Source organism: Nocardioides perillae (assembly GCF_013409425.1).
Lineage (GTDB): Bacteria > Actinomycetota > Actinomycetes > Propionibacteriales > Nocardioidaceae > Nocardioides > Nocardioides perillae.
In genome coordinates, this window is the sequence record NZ_JACCAC010000001.1 from 1526063 (window position 1) to 1543932 (window position 17870).

Here is a 17870-nt window from a genome sequence, read left to right on the forward strand (position 1 = left end):
GGCGCGTAGCGTCCTCGGCGATGACCGAGACGACCACCGCCAGCGCCCACGAGCGCGTGGTGCCCTCCACGCACCCCGACGCCCCCGGCCCGCACCGGCCGGGGGCGTCGGCGCGTCCGGGCGCGCACGTCCCCGTCGGGCCCGGCCACCACGACGACCCCGCCCGGCGCCTCGACTGGCGCCGGCTGCGCGGTCGCGTCGCCGGCGTGGCGCTGCTCGCCTCCCTCACCGCCGCGGTCGGGCAGGCCGTGGGCACGGTCGTGGCCGGGCGGCTGGCGGCCGGGCCGACCGGGACGCTGGTGTTGGCGCTGGCCGCCTGCGTGGTCGGGGCCGCGCTGCTCGACACGGCGGGCCGCACGGCGTGGGCCGGGGTCGTCGACCGCGCCGAGGGGCGGCTGCGTGCCGACCTGCTCGACGCCGCCCTCCACCAGCCGCTGGCGCTGCTCTCCGAGCAGGCCGTCGGGGAGGTGCTCGACCGCGTCGACGACGACACCCACGAGGTGGGCACGCTGGTGCGCCGCCAGGTGTGGGACGCGCTGCGCACGGTCTTCGCGACCCTGCCGCTCCTGGTCGTCGCCGGCCTGACCTGGTGGCCGGCGTGGATCCTCTTCCCGCTCGTCGCCCTGGCCACCATGCTCGCGATCCGGCCGCTGCTGCCCGAGGTCGCGCGACGCAAGGTGGTCGAGGAGGTCGCCTGGACCGACCAGGCCGCGGCCATGGAGGAGGGCGTCGCCGGGCGCGACGACCTGCGCACCAGCCTGGGCCAGGCCCACGTGCTGCGCCGCTGCGCGGAGCTGTCCGCCGAGGTGCACCGGCTGCTCGACCGCGTGCTGCGCGCCGAGACGCGGGTGGCCCGCCGCGCCGGGCTGCTGCTCCACGGCCTGCTCGCGGGCGTGGGCGTGGTCGGGGTGGCGCTCGCGGTGGGCGACGACCTGTCGGTCGCCCGGCTGGTGACGCTCTTCCTCGTCACCACGACCTTCGTCGGCCAGGTCGACATGGTGGCCCGGCACCTGCCCGACCTCCAGGCCGGCCTGGGCGCGCTGGTGCGGCTGCGGCAGCTGCTCGACACCGAGGCCGAGCCGGTCGGCGGTGCCCCCGTGCCCGACGGCCCGCTCGACGTCGAGCTGCGCGACCTGCACTTCGCCTACGCCGAGGGCACCTTCGCGCTGCGCGACGTCACCCTCACGATCCCGGCGGGGGAGACCCTGGCGCTGGTCGGCCGCACCGGCTCCGGCAAGTCGACGCTCGCCGCGCTCGTCTCGCGCGCCGTCGACCCGCCGCGCGGCACCGTGCTGCTCGGCGGCACCGACGTGCTCGACCTCGACCTGCAGGCGCTGCGCGCGGCCGTCGGCGTGGTCACGCAGCGCACGGAGATCCTCGCCGGCACCCTCGCCGACAACGTCGCGCTCTTCGGCGACGTCCCCCGCGAGCGGGTCGAGGCCGCCGTCGACGAGCTCGGCCTCGGCGACTGGGTCGCGGGCCTGCCCGACGGTCTCGACACCCTGCTCGGCCCCGGCGGCACGACCCTGTCCGCCGGCGAGGAGCAGCTCGTCGCCTTCGCCCGGCTGCTCGTGCGCGACGTCGCCGTGGTCGTGCTCGACGAGGCGACCGCCCGGATGGACCCCCTCACCGAGGCGCTGGTCGTCCGCGCGGCCGACCGGCTGCTCCAGGGTCGCACGGGTGTGCTGGTGGCCCACCGGCTCTCCACCACCGCCCGGGCCGACCAGGTCGCCGTCCTCGAGGCGGGCCGCGTCGTCGAGCACGGCCCGCGCGCGGAGCTCGCGGCGGGCACCGGACGTTTCCGGGCGCTGCTCGAGGCCGGGGGCGCGCTCGACGACGGTCTCGAGATGGTCGACGCCACCGACACCGACGACACCGACGACACCGACGACACCGTCCACACCACCGATGCCGCCGACACCGCCGAGAGGGCCGACGCGCCCACCGGGGCGGTCGGCGGGGTCCGGCGCAGCGGCGAGCCGCCGGCGCTGCCCGAGGTCGGCACGGGCCTGGGCCTGGCCCGGGGCACCTGGCACGCGCTGAGGGTGCGTCCGCTGTGGGGCCTGCTCGGCGCCCTGCTCTTCCTGCTCGCTGCCATGGTCGGTGCCTTCGGCGCGGTCACCGGTTTCCTGTGGGGCCTGGTCGTGCAGGAGCTGCAGGCCGGCGGCCGCCCGGTGGCCCTGACCGCGGCGCTGGTGGTCTCGCTGCTCGCCGCGCCGCTGCTGCTCGCCGCCGCCTTCCGGCTCTACCCGCGCTGGTGGGTCGAGGTGATGCTGCGCGTGCGCGTCGCGGTGCTCGCCGGCCAGACCGGGCAGCGCCGCCTCACGCGCACCCCGCCCGGCGAGGTCGTCGCGCGGGCCATGGACGCCGACCGCTTCGCCCGCTACGCCGACCGCTGGGTCGACCTGGTCAACGGCCTGGTCATCGTGGCGCTCACGACCGCGCTCGCCCGCAGCCTGCTCGCCGGCGCGGTGCTGCTCGTCGTCATGGCCGCCTCGGCCGCCGCCTCCACGCTCGGGCGCCCCGTCGCCGGACGCTCCGCCACCGCGTCGTCGGCGGCGCGCGCCGGCTTCGGCCGGGCGCTGGTCTCCGCGCTCGAGTCCGCCCGCACCGTCAAGCTCGCGGCGGCCACCCCCGCGGTCCACGCCCACCTGCGCCGCGTCGACGGCGGTCGCGTCGACGCCGCGGTGCGCGAGCACCGCGTGCAGGCCGTGCTCGACGGCGTCCCGGTGGTCGTCGTGCAGGCGGGTGTCGTGGCCGCCTGGGGCGTCTACTTCCTCGACGGCTGGGACCTCGCGACCGCGCTGCTGGTGGCCAACGCGGTCAACGGCTTCGACTGGTTCGGCCGGGTGGCGGGCGCCGTCATCACCGAGGCGCCGGGGGTGCGCTCCTGGCAGCAGGCGACCAGCCGGCTCGCCGGCGGCACCGACCTGGTGGCGCTGCCGCCGGGCGTCGACCTGGTCACGGGCGCCGCGCCGGCGCCCGACCCGGCCCCGCGCGTGCCGCTGCGGCGGCTCGAGCTGCGCGGCGTCGAGGCGGTGCACGACGACGGCACCCGCGGCGTCGTGGGCGTCGACCTGAGCGTCGAGGCCGGTGAGCTGGTGCTGCTGGTCGGCCAGGTCGGCTCCGGCAAGTCGAGCCTGCTGGCCGCGCTCGCCGGGCTGGTGGAGCACACGGGGTCGGTGCGGTGGAACGACCGGGAGGTCGACGACCCGCAGACCTTCCTGCGCCCCGGGCAGGTCGCCCACGTCGCCCAGGTGCCGCGCGTGCTGTCGGGCACCTTCGCCGACAACGTGCGGCTCGACCACCCGCGCACGCTCGCCCGCGCCGTCGCCGACGCGCGGCTCGAGTCCGACGTCGCCGACGCGGGCGGGCCAGACGCCCTGGTCGGGCACCGCGGCGTGCGCCTTTCCGGCGGGCAGGTGCAGCGCCTCGCCCTCGCCCGGGCCCTCGCTGCCGACACCGAGCTGCTCCTCGCCGACGACGTGTCGAGCGCCCTCGACGCGGCGACCGAGGTCGAGCTGTGGCAGGCGCTGCGTGCCCGCGGCACGACCGTCCTCGGTGCGACCAGCAAGCAGGCGGCGCTCGAGCAGGCCGACCGCGTCGTGGTGCTCGTCGCCGGCGAGGTGGCGGCGGTGGGTCCCTGGCGCGAGCTCGCCCCGACCTGGGGCGACCTGGCCGGGTGACGCAGCCGGCCCAGCGTGCAGGTCCGGCTGGGCGGTGTCGGCCATGATGGGGCCACCATGAGCACCCGCACGAGCACCCGCGCGCCCCTCCCCGTCCGACCCGTCCGACCCGTGCGCCCCGCACGTCGCGCTCGCGGTCGGGCGCTCGCCGTGGCGGTGGCGGGGTCCGTGCTCGCGCTGTCGGCCTGCTCGGCGGCCGAGGACGCCGTCGCGGGTGCCGTCGGCGACGCCGCGTGCGCGCTGGCGCGCGAGTCGCTGGGTGGTGTCGAGACGCAGGTGCGCGACGCCGCCGACCGGATCGGCGCCGACCCCGCTGCGGCGCGCCGCGAGCTCGAGGCTGCCCGCGACGCCCTCGCCGCCGCCGAGGACAGCCTCTCCGGCGAGACCCGCCAGCAGGTCGCCGAGGCACGCGCCGCCGTCGAGCGCCTGCTCGAGGAGGCGCGGCAGGCGGGGGAGGGCGCGGTCGACCAGCAGCAGGTCGAGCAGGCGCAGCGCGACCTCGGCGACGCGGTCTCCGGTCTGGCGACCATCTGCTGACCGGCTCCGACGGTGCGCGGGCTCACACCGGCCCGAGCGGAACATCGCGGGGGAGTCGGCGGTTGCCGCACCTCGTGACCTTCGCACCGACCGACCTCGCCCGCGACCCGGCCGCACCGGCCGACACCGGTGCGCCCTCGCGGGCCCACGCGGCGCTGGCGGTGCTCGCGCTCGCCACCGGCGGCTTCGCGATCGGCACGACCGAGTTCGTCACGATGGGCCTGCTGCCCGAGATCGCGACCGGTGTCGGCGTCTCGATCCCGGAGGCGGGCCACGTCATCTCCGCCTACGCGGTGGGTGTCGTCGTCGGCGCGCCCGTCCTGGCCTTCCTGGGCGCCCGGCTGCCGCGCCGTGCGCTGCTGGTGGCCCTCATGGCGGCCTTCGCGGCCGGCAACGTGCTGAGCGCGGTCGCCGGCTCCTACGGGCTGCTCGTCGTCTCGCGATTCCTGGCCGGTCTCCCGCACGGCGCCTACTTCGGCGTCGCCTCCCTCGTCGCGGCCTCCCTGGCCGCGCCCGGGCGCGCCGGCCGCGCCGTCGCGTCGGTGATGCTGGGCCTCTCGGTGGCCAACGTGGTCGGCGTGCCCGCCGCAACCGTGCTCGGGCAGCACCTGGGGTGGCGGGCGGCGTACTGGCTGGTCGCGGTGCTGGGCCTCGTGACGACGGCGCTGGTGCTCCGCTTCGTCCCGCGGACCCCCGGGGACCGCGCCGCGACCGGGCGCCGCGAGCTGGCGGCGCTGAAGCGGCCGCAGGTGCAGCTCACGCTCCTCGCCGGCGCGATCGGCTTCGGCGGCATGTTCGCCGTCTACTCCTACATCGCGCCGACCGTCACCGAGGTGGGCGGGCTCGGGCGCTCGGCCGTGCCGATCTTCCTCTTCGCCTTCGGCACCGGCATGGTCGCCGGCACCTGGCTCGCCGGTGTGGTGGCCGACTGGTCGCTGCAGCGGGCCATGCTCATCGGCTCGGCCGGCATGGGGCTCGTGCTGCTGGCCTTCTGGGCGCTCGCCCCCTTCGGCTGGGCGGCGCTGCCCGCGGTCTTCGGCGTCACCGTGCTCGGGTCGGTGCTGGTGATCGGCCTGCAGCTGCGCCTGATGGAGGCCGCGGGCGACGCCCAGACCATCGGCGCGGCGATGAACCACGCCTCGCTCAACACCGCCAACGCGCTCGGCGCGTGGCTCGGCGGCCTGGTCATCGCCGGCGGCCTGGGATTCCGCGCGCCCGCGCTCGTCGGGGTGGGCCTGTCGGTCGCCGGCCTCGCCGTGCTGCTGGTCGCCGCCGCCCAGCAGCGGCGGGCGACGACCGGCGCCTGACGGCCCTCGCGCCACCGGGACCCGGTGGGGCCCGCGGCGCCGCGGCTGACAGAATGCGGGCCATGTCCAGCACCCCGCCGACCGCCCCGACGACGCGCCCGCGGGTGCTCTCGGGCATCCAGCCGACGGCCGACTCGTTCCACTTCGGCAACTACCTCGGGGCGCTGCGGCAGTGGGTCGACCTGCAGGACGAGCACGAGCCGTTCTTCTTCGTCGCCGACCTGCACGCCATCACCGTCGAGCAGGACCCGAAGGTGCTGCGTCAGCGCACCCGGCGCGCCGCGGCGCAGCTGCTCGCCATGGGCGTCGACCCGGAGCGCTCGGCCGTCTTCGTGCAGAGCCAGGTGCCGGCCCACGCGCAGCTGGGCTGGGTGCTGCAGTGCCTCACCGGCTTCGGCGAGGCCCGGCGCATGACGCAGTTCAAGGACAAGTCCGCCAAGGGCGGCGAGGGTGCGGCGAGCGTGGGGCTCTTCACCTACCCCGTGCTGCAGGCCGCCGACGTGCTGCTCTACCGCCCGGCCTTCGTGCCCGTGGGCGAGGACCAGCGCCAGCACCTCGAGCTGACGCGCGACCTCGCGCAGCGCTTCAACAGCAGGTACAAGAAGACCTTCCGGCTGCCCGAGCCCTACATCTTGAAGGCGACCGCGAAGATCCTCGACCTGCAGGACCCGGCGCGCAAGATGTCGAAGTCCGCCTCGTCGCCGGCCGGCATCGTCGACATGCTCGATGACCCGAAGGCGTCGGCGAAGAAGGTCCGCTCCGCGGTCACCGACTCCGAGACCGAGGTGCGCTTCGACCCCGAGGCCAAGCCCGGCGTCTCCAACCTCCTCACCATCTTCTCCGCGCTCACCGGCACCGGCGTCGACGAGCTCGTGCAGCGCTACGACGGCCAGGGCTACGGCGCGCTCAAGGGTGACCTCGCCGACGCGGTCGTCGAGGTCGTGACGCCCTTCCGCGACCGCACGCTCGCCCTGCTCGACGACGCGGCTCACCTCGACGCCGTGCTCGCCGACGGCGCGGCGCGCGCGGGCGAGGTGGCCGAGCGCACCCTCGCCGACGTCTACGACCGGGTCGGGTTCCTGCCCGGGGGCGCCCGGTAGGGTCGAGCCGTGCCCACGATCGGAGTCGCGCTCGCCCTCCCCGAGCCCTGGGCCCGCGAGCTGCAGGACTACCGCATGTCGATCGGCGACACCACCGCGGAGAAGATCCCGACGCACATCACCCTCGTCCCCCCGGTCGAGGTCGACGACGACGCCGTCGGGTCCGTCGAGGAGCACCTCGAGGCGGCCGCGGCCACCGTGCCGGCCTTCGAGGTCCACCTGCGCGGCACGGGCACCTTCCGCCCGGTGTCGCCGGTGGTCTTCGTCGCGGTGGTCGAGGGCATCAGCCAGTGCGAGCAGCTGGCCGAGGCCGTCCGCAGCGGCCCCCTGGCGACCGACCTCAGCTTCCCCTACCACCCGCACGTCACGGTGGCCCACCACCTCGACGACGCGGCCCTCGACCGCGCCTTCGCCGAGCTCGCGGGCTTCGAGTGCCGCTTCCGGGCCGACGACTTCCACCTCTACGTGCACGACGACGCGGTCGGCTGGCGCCCGGCCCGGCGCTTCGCGCTGCCGGCGACCGTCCGGGTGGGCTGAGCCGTGGCCTCGCCCCAGGAGCGCCTGGTCGCCCTGCGGCGACGACGGCCCCTGGTCGACCACGTGGTGCGCGCCGTCGAGCACTACGCCGCGGTCAAGGGCAGCCTGCAGGCCGGCGCGATGACCTACTTCGGCTTCCTGTCCTTCTTCCCGATCCTCGCGCTGGCCTTCACGCTCGTCGGCTGGTTGAGCCTGGTCTTCCCCGACTCCCAGGACGCCCTGGTCGAGGTGATCCAGTCGGTCCTGCCGGGGCTGATCGGGCCGCTCGACACCCAGATCTCGCTCGAGGAGATCGAGGCGGGTGCCCGGGTGGCCGGGCCCCTCGCCTTCGCCGGCGTGCTCTACGCGGGCCTGGGCTGGGTCTCCGCGATGCGCGACGCCCTGGTGGTGGTCTTCGAGGTCGACGGCGACCAGCCGAACCTCGTGGTCGCGAAGCTGCGCGACCTGGGCGTCCTGCTCACCGTCGGGGCGGTGCTCCTGGTGAGCGTCGTGGTGTCCGGCTTCGTCGGCGGCTTCGCCGAGGAGCTGCTCGGGTGGCTCGAGCTCGACGAGGAGCTGGCCCCGCTCGTGGTCGGGGTGTCCCTCGCCGTCGGCTTCGCCGCCAACGTCCTGCTCTTCTACCTGATCTTCCGGCTGTTGGCCCGTCCCGACGACGTGCCGACGCGCTCGCTGCTGGCCGGCGCGCTGCTCGGGGCGGTCGGCTTCGAGGTGCTCAAGCGGCTCTCGAGCCTGCTCCTGGGCAGCACCGGCGGCGGCGCCGCGCAGGCCTTCGGCATCGCGCTCGTGCTGCTGGTGTGGATCAACTACTTCAGCCGGGTCGTCGTCCTCGCCGCGTCCTGGGCCTGGACCACCCGCGCGGCCCGCGAGGTGCGCGACGAGCGGGAGTGGGCCCGTCGCTCCATGGAGGAGCTCGTGCGCGTCGACCTGCGCGAGTCCCACCACGTGCCGCTCAACGACGACGGGCCCCCGGTCGAGGCACCCCGGCCCGCCCGCGCCTTCGCGACGGGGGCCGCCGCCACCCTGGGCACCCTCGGTGCCGTCCGACTCCTGCGACGCAAGGACCCCCGATGACCTGGACCCGCAAGCAGGCCGTGCTGGTGCTGGCCGTGGCCGCCTTCACGGCGCTGAGCTTCGCCAACTTCGCCGCCACGCTGTACGACGCGTGGTCCGGCGGCGAGGACCGCCCGCCCGGCTACTACGCCGCCCACTCCGTGCTGATCGTGGTCAACCTCGCCATCGCCGCGGCGCTGGGCACCCTCGGCGCCCGTGCCTGGCGGGCGACCCGCCGCTGACCGCTGGACGCGCCGACGGCGCGGCCCCCGGGGTCGGGGACCGCGCCGTGGCGGGTGGTGCGGGTCGGGCGGGCGGTGCTCAGTGACCGTGGCGCATCGCGGTGCGCAGGTCCTTGTTGAGTTGCGAGATCACGTCGAGCGGGATCTCCTTGGGGCAGGAGTTGGTGCAGGCACCGATGTTGGTGCAGCCGCCGAAGCCCTCGGCGTCGTGCTGGGCGACCATGTTGACCACCCGCTCGTCGCGCTCGGGCTGGCCCTGCGGCAGCGCGCCCAGGTGCGTGATCTTGGCACCGAGGAAGAGCGACGCCGAGCCGTTGGGGCACGCCGCGACGCAGGCGCCGCAGCCGATGCAGGTGGCGACGTTGAAGGCGCGCGCGGCGTCCTCCTGCGGCACCGGGGTGGCGTGGGCGTCGGGAGCCGCGCCGGTGTTGACCGAGACGTAGCCGCCGGCCGCGATGATGCGGTCGAAGGCAGAGCGGTCGACCACGAGGTCCTTGATCACCGGGAACGCGTCGGAGCGCCACGGCTCGATCACGATCTCCTGGCCGTCGCGGAAGGAGCGCATGTGCAGCTGGCAGGTCGTGGTGACCTCCGGGCCGTGCGCCTCGCCGTTGATCATGAGGTCGCACGAGCCGCAGATGCCCTCGCGGCAGTCGTGGTCGAAGGCGACCGGGTCCTCGCCCTGCTCGGTGAGCCGCTCGTTGAGCACGTCGAGCATCTCGAGGAAGGACATGTCGGGGGAGACCCCGTCCAGGTCGTAGTCCCTCATCTCGCCCTTGGCGTGGGCGGCCGGCTGGCGCCAGATCTTCAGCTTCAGTCTCACTTGTAGCTCCGCTGCTTCATCTCGATGGCCTCGTAGACCAGGTCTTCCTTGTGCAGCACCGGCTGCCCGTCCTCGCCGCCCCACTCCCACGCCGCGACGTAGGCGAAGTTGGCGTCGTCGCGCAGCGCCTCGCCGTCCTCGGTCTGGGACTCGGCGCGGAAGTGGCCGCCGCAGGACTCGCGGCGGTTGAGCGCGTCGATGCACATCAGCTCGCCGAGCTCGATGAAGTCGGCGACGCGGCCGGCCTTCTCCAGGCTCTGGTTGAGGCTGTCGGCGGTGCCGAGCACGCGCAGGTTGCTCCAGAACTCTCGCTTGAGTTCGCGGATCATGTCGATCGCCTTGCGCAGGCCCTCCTCGCTGCGCTCCATCCCGCAGTACTCCCACATGATGTGGCCGAGCTCGCGGTGGAAGGAGTCGACGCTGCGGGTGCCGTTGATCGACAGGAACTTCTCGATGCGCTCCTCGACCGAGCGGCGAGCCTCCACCACGGCCGGGTGGGACTCGTCGATCTTCTCGAAGGGGCCGTCGGCGAGGTAGTCGCGGATCGTGTTCGGCAGCACGAAGTAGCCGTCGGCCAGGCCCTGCATCAGCGCCGAGGCGCCCAGGCGGTTGGCGCCGTGGTCGGAGAAGTTCGCCTCGCCGGTCACGAACAGGCCCTTGAGGTTGGACTCCAGGTCGTAGTCGACCCACAGCCCGCCCATGACGTAGTGCACGGCCGGGTAGATGCGCATCGGGACCTCGTAGGGGTCCTCGCCCGTGATCCGGGCGTACATGTCGAAGAGGTTGCCGTACTTCTCCTCCACCGCCGCGCGGCCCATGCGCTCGATCGCGTCGGAGAAGTCGAGGTAGACGCCGCGGCGGAAGTCGCCGACCATCGGGCCGACGCCCCGGCCCTCGTCGCAGACGTTCTTGGCCTGGCGCGAGGCGATGTCGCGGGGCACCAGGTTGCCGAAGGACGGGTAGATCCGCTCCAGGTAGTAGTCGCGGTCCTCCTCCGGGATCTCGCGGGGGTCCTTGGTGCAGTCCTCCGCCCGCTTCGGCACCCAGATGCGGCCGTCGTTGCGCAGCGACTCCGACATCAGCGTCAGCTTCGACTGGTGCTCGCCGGAGACCGGGATGCAGGTCGGGTGGATCTGGGTGTAGCAGGGGTTCGCCATGTAGGCGCCCTTGCGGTGCGCGCGCCACGTCGCGGTGACGTTGGAGCCCATCGCGTTGGTGGAGAGGAAGAAGACGTTGCCGTAGCCGCCGGAGGCCAGCACGACGACGTCGGCCAGGTGGGTCTCGATCTCGCCCGTCACCAGGTTGCGCGCGATGATGCCGCGGGTGCGGCCGTCGGCCACGATCAGCTCGAGCATCTCGTGCTTGGTGTAGGTCGTGACGGTGCCGGCCGCGACCTGGCGCTCGAGCGCCTGGTAGGCGCCGAGCAGCAGCTGCTGGCCGGTCTGGCCGCGGGCGTAGAAGGTGCGGGAGACCTGCACGCCGCCGAAGGAGCGGTTGTCGAGCAGGCCTCCGTACTCGCGGGCGAAGGGCACGCCCTGCGCGACGCACTGGTCGATGATGTTCACCGACTCCTCGGCGAGGCGGTAGACGTTGGCCTCGCGCGAGCGGTAGTCGCCGCCCTTGACGGTGTCGTAGAAGAGCCGCTCGACGGAGTCGCCGTCGGCCTTGTAGTTCTTCGCGGCGTTGATGCCGCCCTGGGCGGCGATCGAGTGGGCGCGGCGCGGGGAGTCCTGGTAGCAGAAGGACTTCACCTGGTAGCCGGCCTCGCCGAGCGTGGCGGCCGCGGCGCCGCCGGCCAGGCCGGTGCCGACGATGATGACCGAGAGCTTGCGACGGTTGGCGGGGTTGACCAGGCGCGCCTCGAAGCGCCGCTTGGTCCACTTCTCGCTGATCGGGCCGGCGGGGGCCTTGGCGTCGCGGATCGGCTCGCCGGGCGTGAAGTAGCCGGCGGCGTCGGAGCGCTCGAGTCCGGACTCGGGGGAGAGGGTGTCGGTCACGGGGAGTCCAATCAGTCGACGATGCCGAGGAGCACGGCGAGCGGCACGATCGCGAAGCCGCCGGCGACCACCACGGCCAGCGTGTAGCCCGCGAGGTTGGCGCGGCGGCGGGCCGCGGCGGAGTTGGTGAGGCCGAGCGTCTGGCTGGCGCTCCAGACCCCGTGGCGCAGGTGCATCGCCAGTGCGGCCGTCGCGAGCAGGTAGAACGCCGCGACGTACCAGAACTCGGGCTGGAAGCCCGCGACGAGGCGCTCGTAGGGGGAGTCGGAGTTGCTGCCCGGCGTGATCGTGCGCGTCGTCAGGTGCAGCACGTGGAAGACCACGAAGAGCAGCAGCGCGGTGCCGCCCCAGCGCATCGTGCGCGAGGACAGCGTGGCCCCGGCTGCCTTCTTCACGGTGTAGCGCTGCGTGCGGGCCTTCGCCGCCCGCGCCCACAGCGTGTACGCCGCGTAGGCGTGGCCCACGAGCGAGAGCAGGAGGACCACGCGGATGATCCACAGCAGGCCCTCGTAGGGCAGCAGCGGCTCCCCGATCTCGCGGAGGTGCTCGGCGTAGGAGTCGAAGGACTCCTGGCCGGCGAACACCTTGAGGTTGCCGTACATGTGTGCCAGCACGTAGCCGACGAACACCAGGCCGGTGACGGCCATGAGGAGCTTCAGCGCGATGGTCGACCGGGTGGACCGGGTCGACCGGGCGCTGCCTTTGACGAGGGTCGGGGTTGCCACGACCGCCAGGCTACCGCCCGGTCAGGTGACCCCGACCCGCCTCGGGTGTGACATAGGTCCCGTTACCGGCCGGTCGGGAACTCCCGGGCGCCCCTGGTCGTACAGGCGCCGACCGCTGGTGTCCAGGTGCGGTCCACGAGCTCGTCGACCGCCTCGGCCCACGACCGGCACCGCGCTGGCCGCGGCCTCGCGCAGCGCGTGCGCGCAGGTGAGCTCCGGCGACGGGTGCACCAGCAGGACGTCGAGCGAGGCCACCGCGGTCGCCAGGTCGCCGCCGCGCAGCGCCCCGGTCGTGCGGACGCCCGGCACGTGCTCCTCGAGCCAGCGGCGCTGCGGCCCTTCGCCCACGACCACCAGGCGCACGCCGGGGACGGTCGCGACCTCGGCCAGCCGGCGTACGCCGTGGCGCTTGCGGAGGGTGCCCACGAAGCCGAGCCACGACCGGGCGGGGCGCCCCCGTGGCGCCCCGTCCGGGCCAGCGGTCGTGCAGCCAGCGGTCGTGCAGCGCGGGGGTGGAGGCCGCCGCGTCCACGCCCGGCCGGCGGCCGGCAGGCGCCGCGGAGGCCGGCACGGGCCCGGTCGGCAGCAACGTCGTCACGCAGACCAGCGTGGCGGGCGCGCGGAGCCGGCGGGCCGACGCGGAGCGGCCGTCAGGACAACACGAGGTGAACCGCGTCGGGGCGAGACGCACCCCACACGGGCACGCTGTGGCCCCCGCCACGGCCGCGCACCTACGATCCCCACCCATGACCACGCCGACCGGCCCGACCAGCGACACCGCGGAGGGCGGCCTCGACGAGCCGACCGAGCTCGAGCCAGCCCAGGGCTCGCTCGCGCTCGCCTCGCCCGAGGACACCGCCGGTCGCGCGGAGTGGGAGGCCGCGACGGCCGCGGTCCTGCGCAAGGCCCGGCGGCTCCGCGACGACGAGCCCGACACCGCGGTGTGGGAGCGACTGACCCGCACGACCCTCGACGGCCTCGCGGTGGCACCCATCGGCACGCCCGAGCACGTCGTGGACCTGCCGCCCGTCGGCGCGCCGGGCGCCGCCCCCTTCACCCGCGGTCGGCTCCCCGGTCGCCCGGAGGGCGGCTGGGACGTGCGCACCGTGGTCGGCGGGCAGGACGCGGAGGCGCTGAACGAGCTGGCGCTGCTGGACCTCGAGAACGGCGCGACCTCGCTGTGGGTCGAGGTCGGCGGGCCCCTCGCGGCCGCCGACCTGCCGGCCCTCCTCGACGGCGTGTTCCTCGACCTGGCCCCGGTGGTCCTCGAGGCGCCCGCCGACCCGCTCGGCGCCGCCCGGGCGCTCGTCGCCCACCTCGCCGACCTCGGCGTCACCCCGGCCGAGGGCACCAACCTCGGCGTCGACCCCGTCGGGGTCGCCCTGCGGGGGGTCCGGTCGCCCGACTCCCCGCCCGACTCTCCGCCGGGCTCCCTCCCGAGCGCCGACGACGTGGCCCGGGTGGTCACCGAGGCCGCTGAGCTCGCCCGGTCCGCCGGCACCCTGGCGCTCGTCGTCGACGGCACCGCGCTGCACGACCGCGGCGCCTCCGACGCCCAGGAGCTCGGCTACGTGCTCGCGCTGGGCGCGGCGTACCTCCGCGGGCTCACCGCGGCGGGGCTCGACGTCGACGACGCCCTGGGGCTGCTGGAGTTCCGCCTCGCCGCGACCGACGAGCAGTTCCCCACGATCGCCAAGCTGCGCGCCGCGCGCCAGGCGTGGTCGCGCGTCGCCGAGCTCTCGGGTGCCTCGCCGGAGGCGGGCGGCATGCGCCAGCACGTCGTGACCTCGCGGCCGATGATGAGCCGCTACGACCCCTGGGTGAACATGCTGCGCACGACCGTCGCGGCGTTCGCGGCCGGCGTGGGCGGCGCCGACAGCCTCACCGTCGTCCCCTTCGACGAGCCGCTGGGCGTGCCCGAGGCGCTGGGCCGCCGCAACGCCCGCAACACCTCCTCGCTGCTGATCTGGGAGTCGCACCTGGCCGCCGTCGCCGACCCGGCCGGCGGCTCCTACGCCGTGGAGCGCCTCACCGCCGACCTCGCCGAGGCCGCGTGGGCCGAGCTCGGTCGCACCGAGGAGGCCGGCGGCGTGCTGGCGGCCCTGGGCGACGGCTCGCTGCTGGGCCGGGTGGCCGCGGTGGTCGAGCGGCGCGAGGCCGAGGTGGCCACGCGCACCCGCCCGCTCACCGGGCTCAGCGAGTTCCCGAACCTCCGCGAGGAGCTCCCCGCTCGCGCCCCGCACCCCACCCCGCGCACGGTGCGCCCCTACGGTGCGTCCTTCGAGGCGATGCGCGACGAGCCGGCCGCGCGCCCGGCCTTCCTCGCCACGCTCGGCTCGGTGGCCTCGCACACCGCACGGGCCACCTTCGCCAGCAACCTGCTGGCCGCCGGCGGCGTCGACGTCGCCGTGGCCGGCCCGACCGCCGACGTCGACGAGCTGCTCGAGGCCTACGACGGCCAGCCGGTCGTCGTGCTCGCCGGCGCGGACACGACGTACGCCGCGTGGGGCGCCGACGCCGCCCGGGCGCTGCGCGAGGCCGGCGCGACCCGCGTCGTGCTGGCCGGCAAGCCGGGGGAGCGCACCGTCGACCCCGACCTGCTCGACGACTCCTGCGCGGTGGGCGTCGACGCCCTCGCGTTCCTCACCCGCACCCGGGAGGCCCTGGCATGAGCACCGCGCGCGTCCCCGACTCCTTCGCCGGCCTGCCGCTGCGCGGCGACGCGGCCCCCGCCGGGCCGGCAGCGAGCGCCGGCGAGCCCTGGCTCTCGCCCGAGGGCATCCCGGTGCTGCCGGTCTACGGCCCGGAGCACGTCGAGGGCCTGGACGCACTCGACACGTGGCCGGGACTCAGCCCGTTCCTGCGCGGGCCCTACCCGACGATGTACACCACCCAGCCCTGGACGGTGCGGCAGTACGCCGGCTTCTCGACCGCGGAGGAGTCCAACGCGTTCTACCGCCGCAACCTCGCGGCCGGGCAGAAGGGCCTGAGCGTCGCCTTCGACCTCGCGACGCACCGCGGCTACGACTCCGACCACCCGCGGGTGCGCGGCGACGTCGGCATGGCGGGCGTCGCGATCGACTCCATCTACGACGCGCGCACGCTCTTCGAGGGCATCCCGCTCGACGAGATGTCTGTGTCGATGACGATGAACGGCGCGGTGCTGCCGGTCATGGCGCTCTACATCGCCGCGGCGGAGGAGCAGGGGGTGTCGCCGGAGAAGCTGGCCGGGACCATCCAGAACGACATCCTCAAGGAGTTCATGGTCCGCAACACCTACATCTACCCGCCGCAGCCCTCGATGCGGATCATCTCCGACATCTTCGCCTTCACCGCCGAGAAGATGCCGCGCTTCAACTCCATCTCGATCTCGGGCTACCACATCCAGGAGGCCGGGGCGACCGCCGACCTCGAGCTGGCGTACACCCTGGCCGACGGCGTCGAGTACATCCGCGCGGGCCTCGAGGCCGGCCTCGACATCGACCGCTTCGCGCCGCGGCTGTCGTTCTTCTGGGCGATCGGCACCAACTTCTTCATGGAGGTCGCCAAGATGCGGGCGGCCCGGGCGCTGTGGTCGCGGCTGGTGCGCCAGTTCGACCCGCAGAACCCCAAGTCGCTCTCGCTGCGCACGCACTCGCAGACCTCCGGGTGGTCGCTCACCGCCCAGGACGTCTTCAACAACGTCCAGCGCACGTGCGTCGAGGCGATGGCCGCGACCCAGGGCCACACCCAGTCGCTGCACACCAACGCCCTCGACGAGGCCATCGCGCTCCCGACCGACTTCTCCGCGCGCATCGCCCGCAACACCCAGCTGCTGCTGCAGCAGGAGTCGCGCACCACCGAGGTCATCGACCCGTGGGCCGGCTCGTGGTACGTCGAGCGGCTCACCCACGACCTCGCCGAGCGGGCGTGGGCCCACATCCTCGAGGCCGAGCGCGCCGGCGGCATGGCGAAGGCCATCGAGGAGGGCATCCCGAAGATGCGCATCGAGGAGGCGGCCGCCCGCACGCAGGCCCGCATCGACTCCGGCGCGCAGAAGGTCATCGGCGTCAACACCTACCGGCTGCCGGCCGAGGACCAGCTCGACGTGCTCAAGGTGGACAACGACGACGTCTACCGCCAGCAGCTCGCCAAGCTCGAGCGGCTGCGCGCCGAGCGCGACGACGCCGAGGTGCAGCGCACGCTCGAGGCGCTCACCGCCTCCGCCGACCGGGGCGCGTCGCGCGGCTCGCTCGACGGCAACCTGCTGGCGCTGGCCGTCGACGCGGCCCGCGCCAAGGCCACCGTCGGCGAGATCTCCGAGGCCCTGGAGAAGGTCTACGGCCGGCACCAGGCCGTCATCCGTACGATCAGCGGCGTGTACCGCGAGGAGGCCGGGCAGGCCGGCGACAGCCGCACCCAGGCCGTGCTCGACGCCACCGCCCGCTTCGAGGAGGAGGAGGGCCGCCGCCCCCGCATCCTCGTCGCCAAGATGGGCCAGGACGGCCACGACCGCGGCCAGAAGGTCGTCGTCACCGCCTTCGCCGACCTCGGCTTCGACGTCGACGTGGGGCCGCTCTTCTCCACGCCCGAGGAGGTCGCGCAGCAGGCGGTCGACGCCGACGTGCACATCGTCGGCGTCTCCTCGCTCGCCGCGGGCCACCTCACGCTGGTGCCCGCGCTGCGCCAGGCGCTGGCCGAGCAGGGCCGCGAGGACATCATGGTCGTGGTGGGCGGCGTCATCCCGCCCGACGACGTCCCGACGCTCCTCGACATGGGCGCCGCGGCGGTCTTCCCGCCCGGCACCGTGATCGCCGACTCCGCGCTCGACCTGCTCGAGAAGCTGTCGGCGCAGCTCGCCGGGTGAGCCCGCGCCGCGAGGTCGACGTCGACGCCCTCGTCGCGGGGGTGCGGGCGGGGCAGCGCGCGGCGGTCTCCCGCGCGATCACCCTGGTCGAGTCGGGTCGGGAGGACCACCGCGCCGCGGCGCGCGCGATGCTGGGCGCGCTGACGTCGGCGGCCTCCACCACCCGCAGCCCCGCGGTGCGGGTGGGGATCTCGGGCGTGCCCGGCGTCGGCAAGTCCACCTTCATCGAGTCGCTCGGCACGACGCTGACCGGCGCCGGGCAGCGCGTCGGCGTGCTCGCCGTCGACCCGTCGTCGGTGCGCACCGGCGGCTCGGTGCTCGGCGACAAGACCCGCATGGGCCGCCTGGCGGTCGACCCGCGGGCCTTCGTGCGGCCCTCCCCGTCCGCCGGCACCCTCGGCGGCGTCGCCCGCGCGACCGCCCAGGCCATGCTGGTGCTCGAGGCCGCCGGCTTCGAGGTCGTGCTCGTCGAGACCGTCGGCGTGGGGCAGTCCGAGGTGACCGTGGCCGGCATGGTCGACACCTTCTGCTTCCTCACCCTCGCCCGCACCGGCGACCAGCTGCAGGGCATCAAGAAGGGCATCCTCGAGATCGCCGACGTCGTCGCCGTCAACAAGGCCGACGCCGAAGGTGGGGGCGGAGACCGCCAGGGCGAGGCGCGCGCCGCCGCCCGCGAGCTCGCCGGGGCGCTGCGCATGGTGCGGGGGCACGACGAGTGGGCGCCGCCGGTCGTCACCTGCTCCGGCCTCACCGGCACGGGTGTCGACGACGTCTGGTCGCGGGTGCTCGCGCACCGCGAGCACCTCGGCGACGACGGCCTGGCCCGCAAGCGCGCCGAGCAGCAGCTCGACTTCACCTGGGCGCTCGTGCGCGACGAGCTCGACCAGCGGCTGCGCCGCTCCGCCGGTGTGCGCGCCGTGCGCGAGGAGGTGCGCGCCGCCGTCCTCGCCGGCGAGGTCGCCGCGCCCGAGGCCGCCGACCGCATCCTCGCGGCGTACGACGGCGGCTGAGGTCAGCAAC

The 17870-nt window shown here is 74.9% G+C and carries 14 protein-coding genes; 10 read left to right on the plus strand and 4 right to left on the minus strand.

All coding sequences use genetic code 11. From position 1 onward, the window contains the following. Positions 1 to 20: 20 nt before the first annotated feature. From BJ989_RS07080 to BJ989_RS07110, 7 genes are all read left to right on the plus strand, one after another. Positions 21 to 3686, plus strand: coding sequence for an ATP-binding cassette domain-containing protein (locus tag BJ989_RS07080; RefSeq protein ID WP_179517592.1), 3666 nt, complete (start codon positions 21 to 23; stop codon positions 3684 to 3686). Between the two features lie 57 nt (positions 3687 to 3743). Then, positions 3744 to 4223 (plus strand): hypothetical protein, encoded by a 480-nt coding sequence (locus tag BJ989_RS07085; protein WP_179517593.1) that lies wholly within the window; start codon positions 3744 to 3746, stop codon positions 4221 to 4223. Between the two features lie 74 nt (positions 4224 to 4297). Then, on the plus strand, positions 4298 to 5530 hold the full coding sequence (locus BJ989_RS07090; RefSeq protein ID WP_343049160.1) for an MFS transporter: 1233 nt from the start codon (positions 4298 to 4300) through the stop codon (positions 5528 to 5530). 53 nt (positions 5531 to 5583) lie between these two features. Continuing rightward, positions 5584 to 6630, plus strand: coding sequence for a tryptophan--tRNA ligase (trpS, locus tag BJ989_RS07095; RefSeq protein ID WP_218848758.1), 1047 nt, complete (start codon positions 5584 to 5586; stop codon positions 6628 to 6630). 9 nt (positions 6631 to 6639) lie between these two features. Continuing rightward, a complete protein-coding gene (locus BJ989_RS07100; protein WP_179517595.1) occupies positions 6640 to 7167 on the plus strand; it encodes a 2'-5' RNA ligase family protein in 528 nt (175 codons plus the stop codon). Between the two features lie 3 nt (positions 7168 to 7170). Next, a complete protein-coding gene (locus tag BJ989_RS07105; protein WP_179517596.1) occupies positions 7171 to 8238 on the plus strand; it encodes a YhjD/YihY/BrkB family envelope integrity protein in 1068 nt (355 codons plus the stop codon). Then, a complete protein-coding gene (locus BJ989_RS07110; protein WP_179517597.1) occupies positions 8235 to 8459 on the plus strand; it encodes an SCO4848 family membrane protein in 225 nt (74 codons plus the stop codon). Before BJ989_RS07105 ends, BJ989_RS07110 begins: the two co-directional genes overlap by 4 nt. 79 nt (positions 8460 to 8538) lie before the next feature. On the opposite strand, the gene BJ989_RS07115 is transcribed toward BJ989_RS07110, so the two are convergent. From BJ989_RS07115 to BJ989_RS17585, 4 genes are read right to left on the minus strand one after another with little or no spacing between them, the layout of a single operon-like run. After that, complete coding sequence (locus BJ989_RS07115) at positions 8539 to 9282, minus strand: succinate dehydrogenase/fumarate reductase iron-sulfur subunit (RefSeq protein WP_179517598.1); 744 nt, start codon at positions 9280 to 9282, stop codon at positions 8539 to 8541. Continuing rightward, positions 9279 to 11279: a fumarate reductase/succinate dehydrogenase flavoprotein subunit gene (locus tag BJ989_RS07120; RefSeq protein ID WP_179517599.1), complete on the minus strand. Its 2001-nt coding sequence runs from the start codon at positions 11277 to 11279 to the stop codon at positions 9279 to 9281. The genes BJ989_RS07115 and BJ989_RS07120 overlap by 4 nt, the downstream gene beginning before the upstream one ends. 11 nt (positions 11280 to 11290) lie before the next feature. After that, the gene (locus BJ989_RS07125; RefSeq protein WP_179517600.1) at positions 11291 to 12004 is read right to left on the minus strand and encodes a succinate dehydrogenase/fumarate reductase transmembrane subunit; all 714 of its coding nucleotides are present in this window, start codon (positions 12002 to 12004) and stop codon (positions 11291 to 11293) included. Positions 12005 to 12025: 21 nt separating this feature from the next. Continuing rightward, positions 12026 to 12430, minus strand: coding sequence for a glycosyltransferase (locus tag BJ989_RS17585; protein WP_343049161.1), 405 nt, complete (start codon positions 12428 to 12430; stop codon positions 12026 to 12028). A gap of 320 nt (positions 12431 to 12750) precedes the next feature. Here BJ989_RS17585 and BJ989_RS07135 point away from each other — a divergent pair, with 320 nt between their 5' ends. Genes BJ989_RS07135 through meaB form a run of 3 tightly spaced genes read left to right on the plus strand, consistent with a single transcriptional unit; the run spans position 12751 to position 17860 of the window. Further along, entirely contained in the window at positions 12751 to 14676 is a 1926-nt protein-coding gene (locus BJ989_RS07135; protein WP_179517601.1) for a methylmalonyl-CoA mutase family protein, read from the plus strand. Next, entirely contained in the window at positions 14673 to 16850 is a 2178-nt protein-coding gene (scpA, locus tag BJ989_RS07140) for a methylmalonyl-CoA mutase (RefSeq protein ID WP_179517602.1), read from the plus strand. Before BJ989_RS07135 ends, scpA begins: the two co-directional genes overlap by 4 nt. Then, positions 16847 to 17860 carry a methylmalonyl Co-A mutase-associated GTPase MeaB gene (meaB, locus tag BJ989_RS07145; protein WP_179517603.1) on the plus strand — a complete coding sequence of 338 codons (1014 nt, stop codon included), beginning with the start codon at positions 16847 to 16849 and terminating at the stop codon, positions 17858 to 17860. Before scpA ends, meaB begins: the two co-directional genes overlap by 4 nt. The last annotated feature ends 10 nt before the right edge of the window (positions 17861 to 17870 follow it).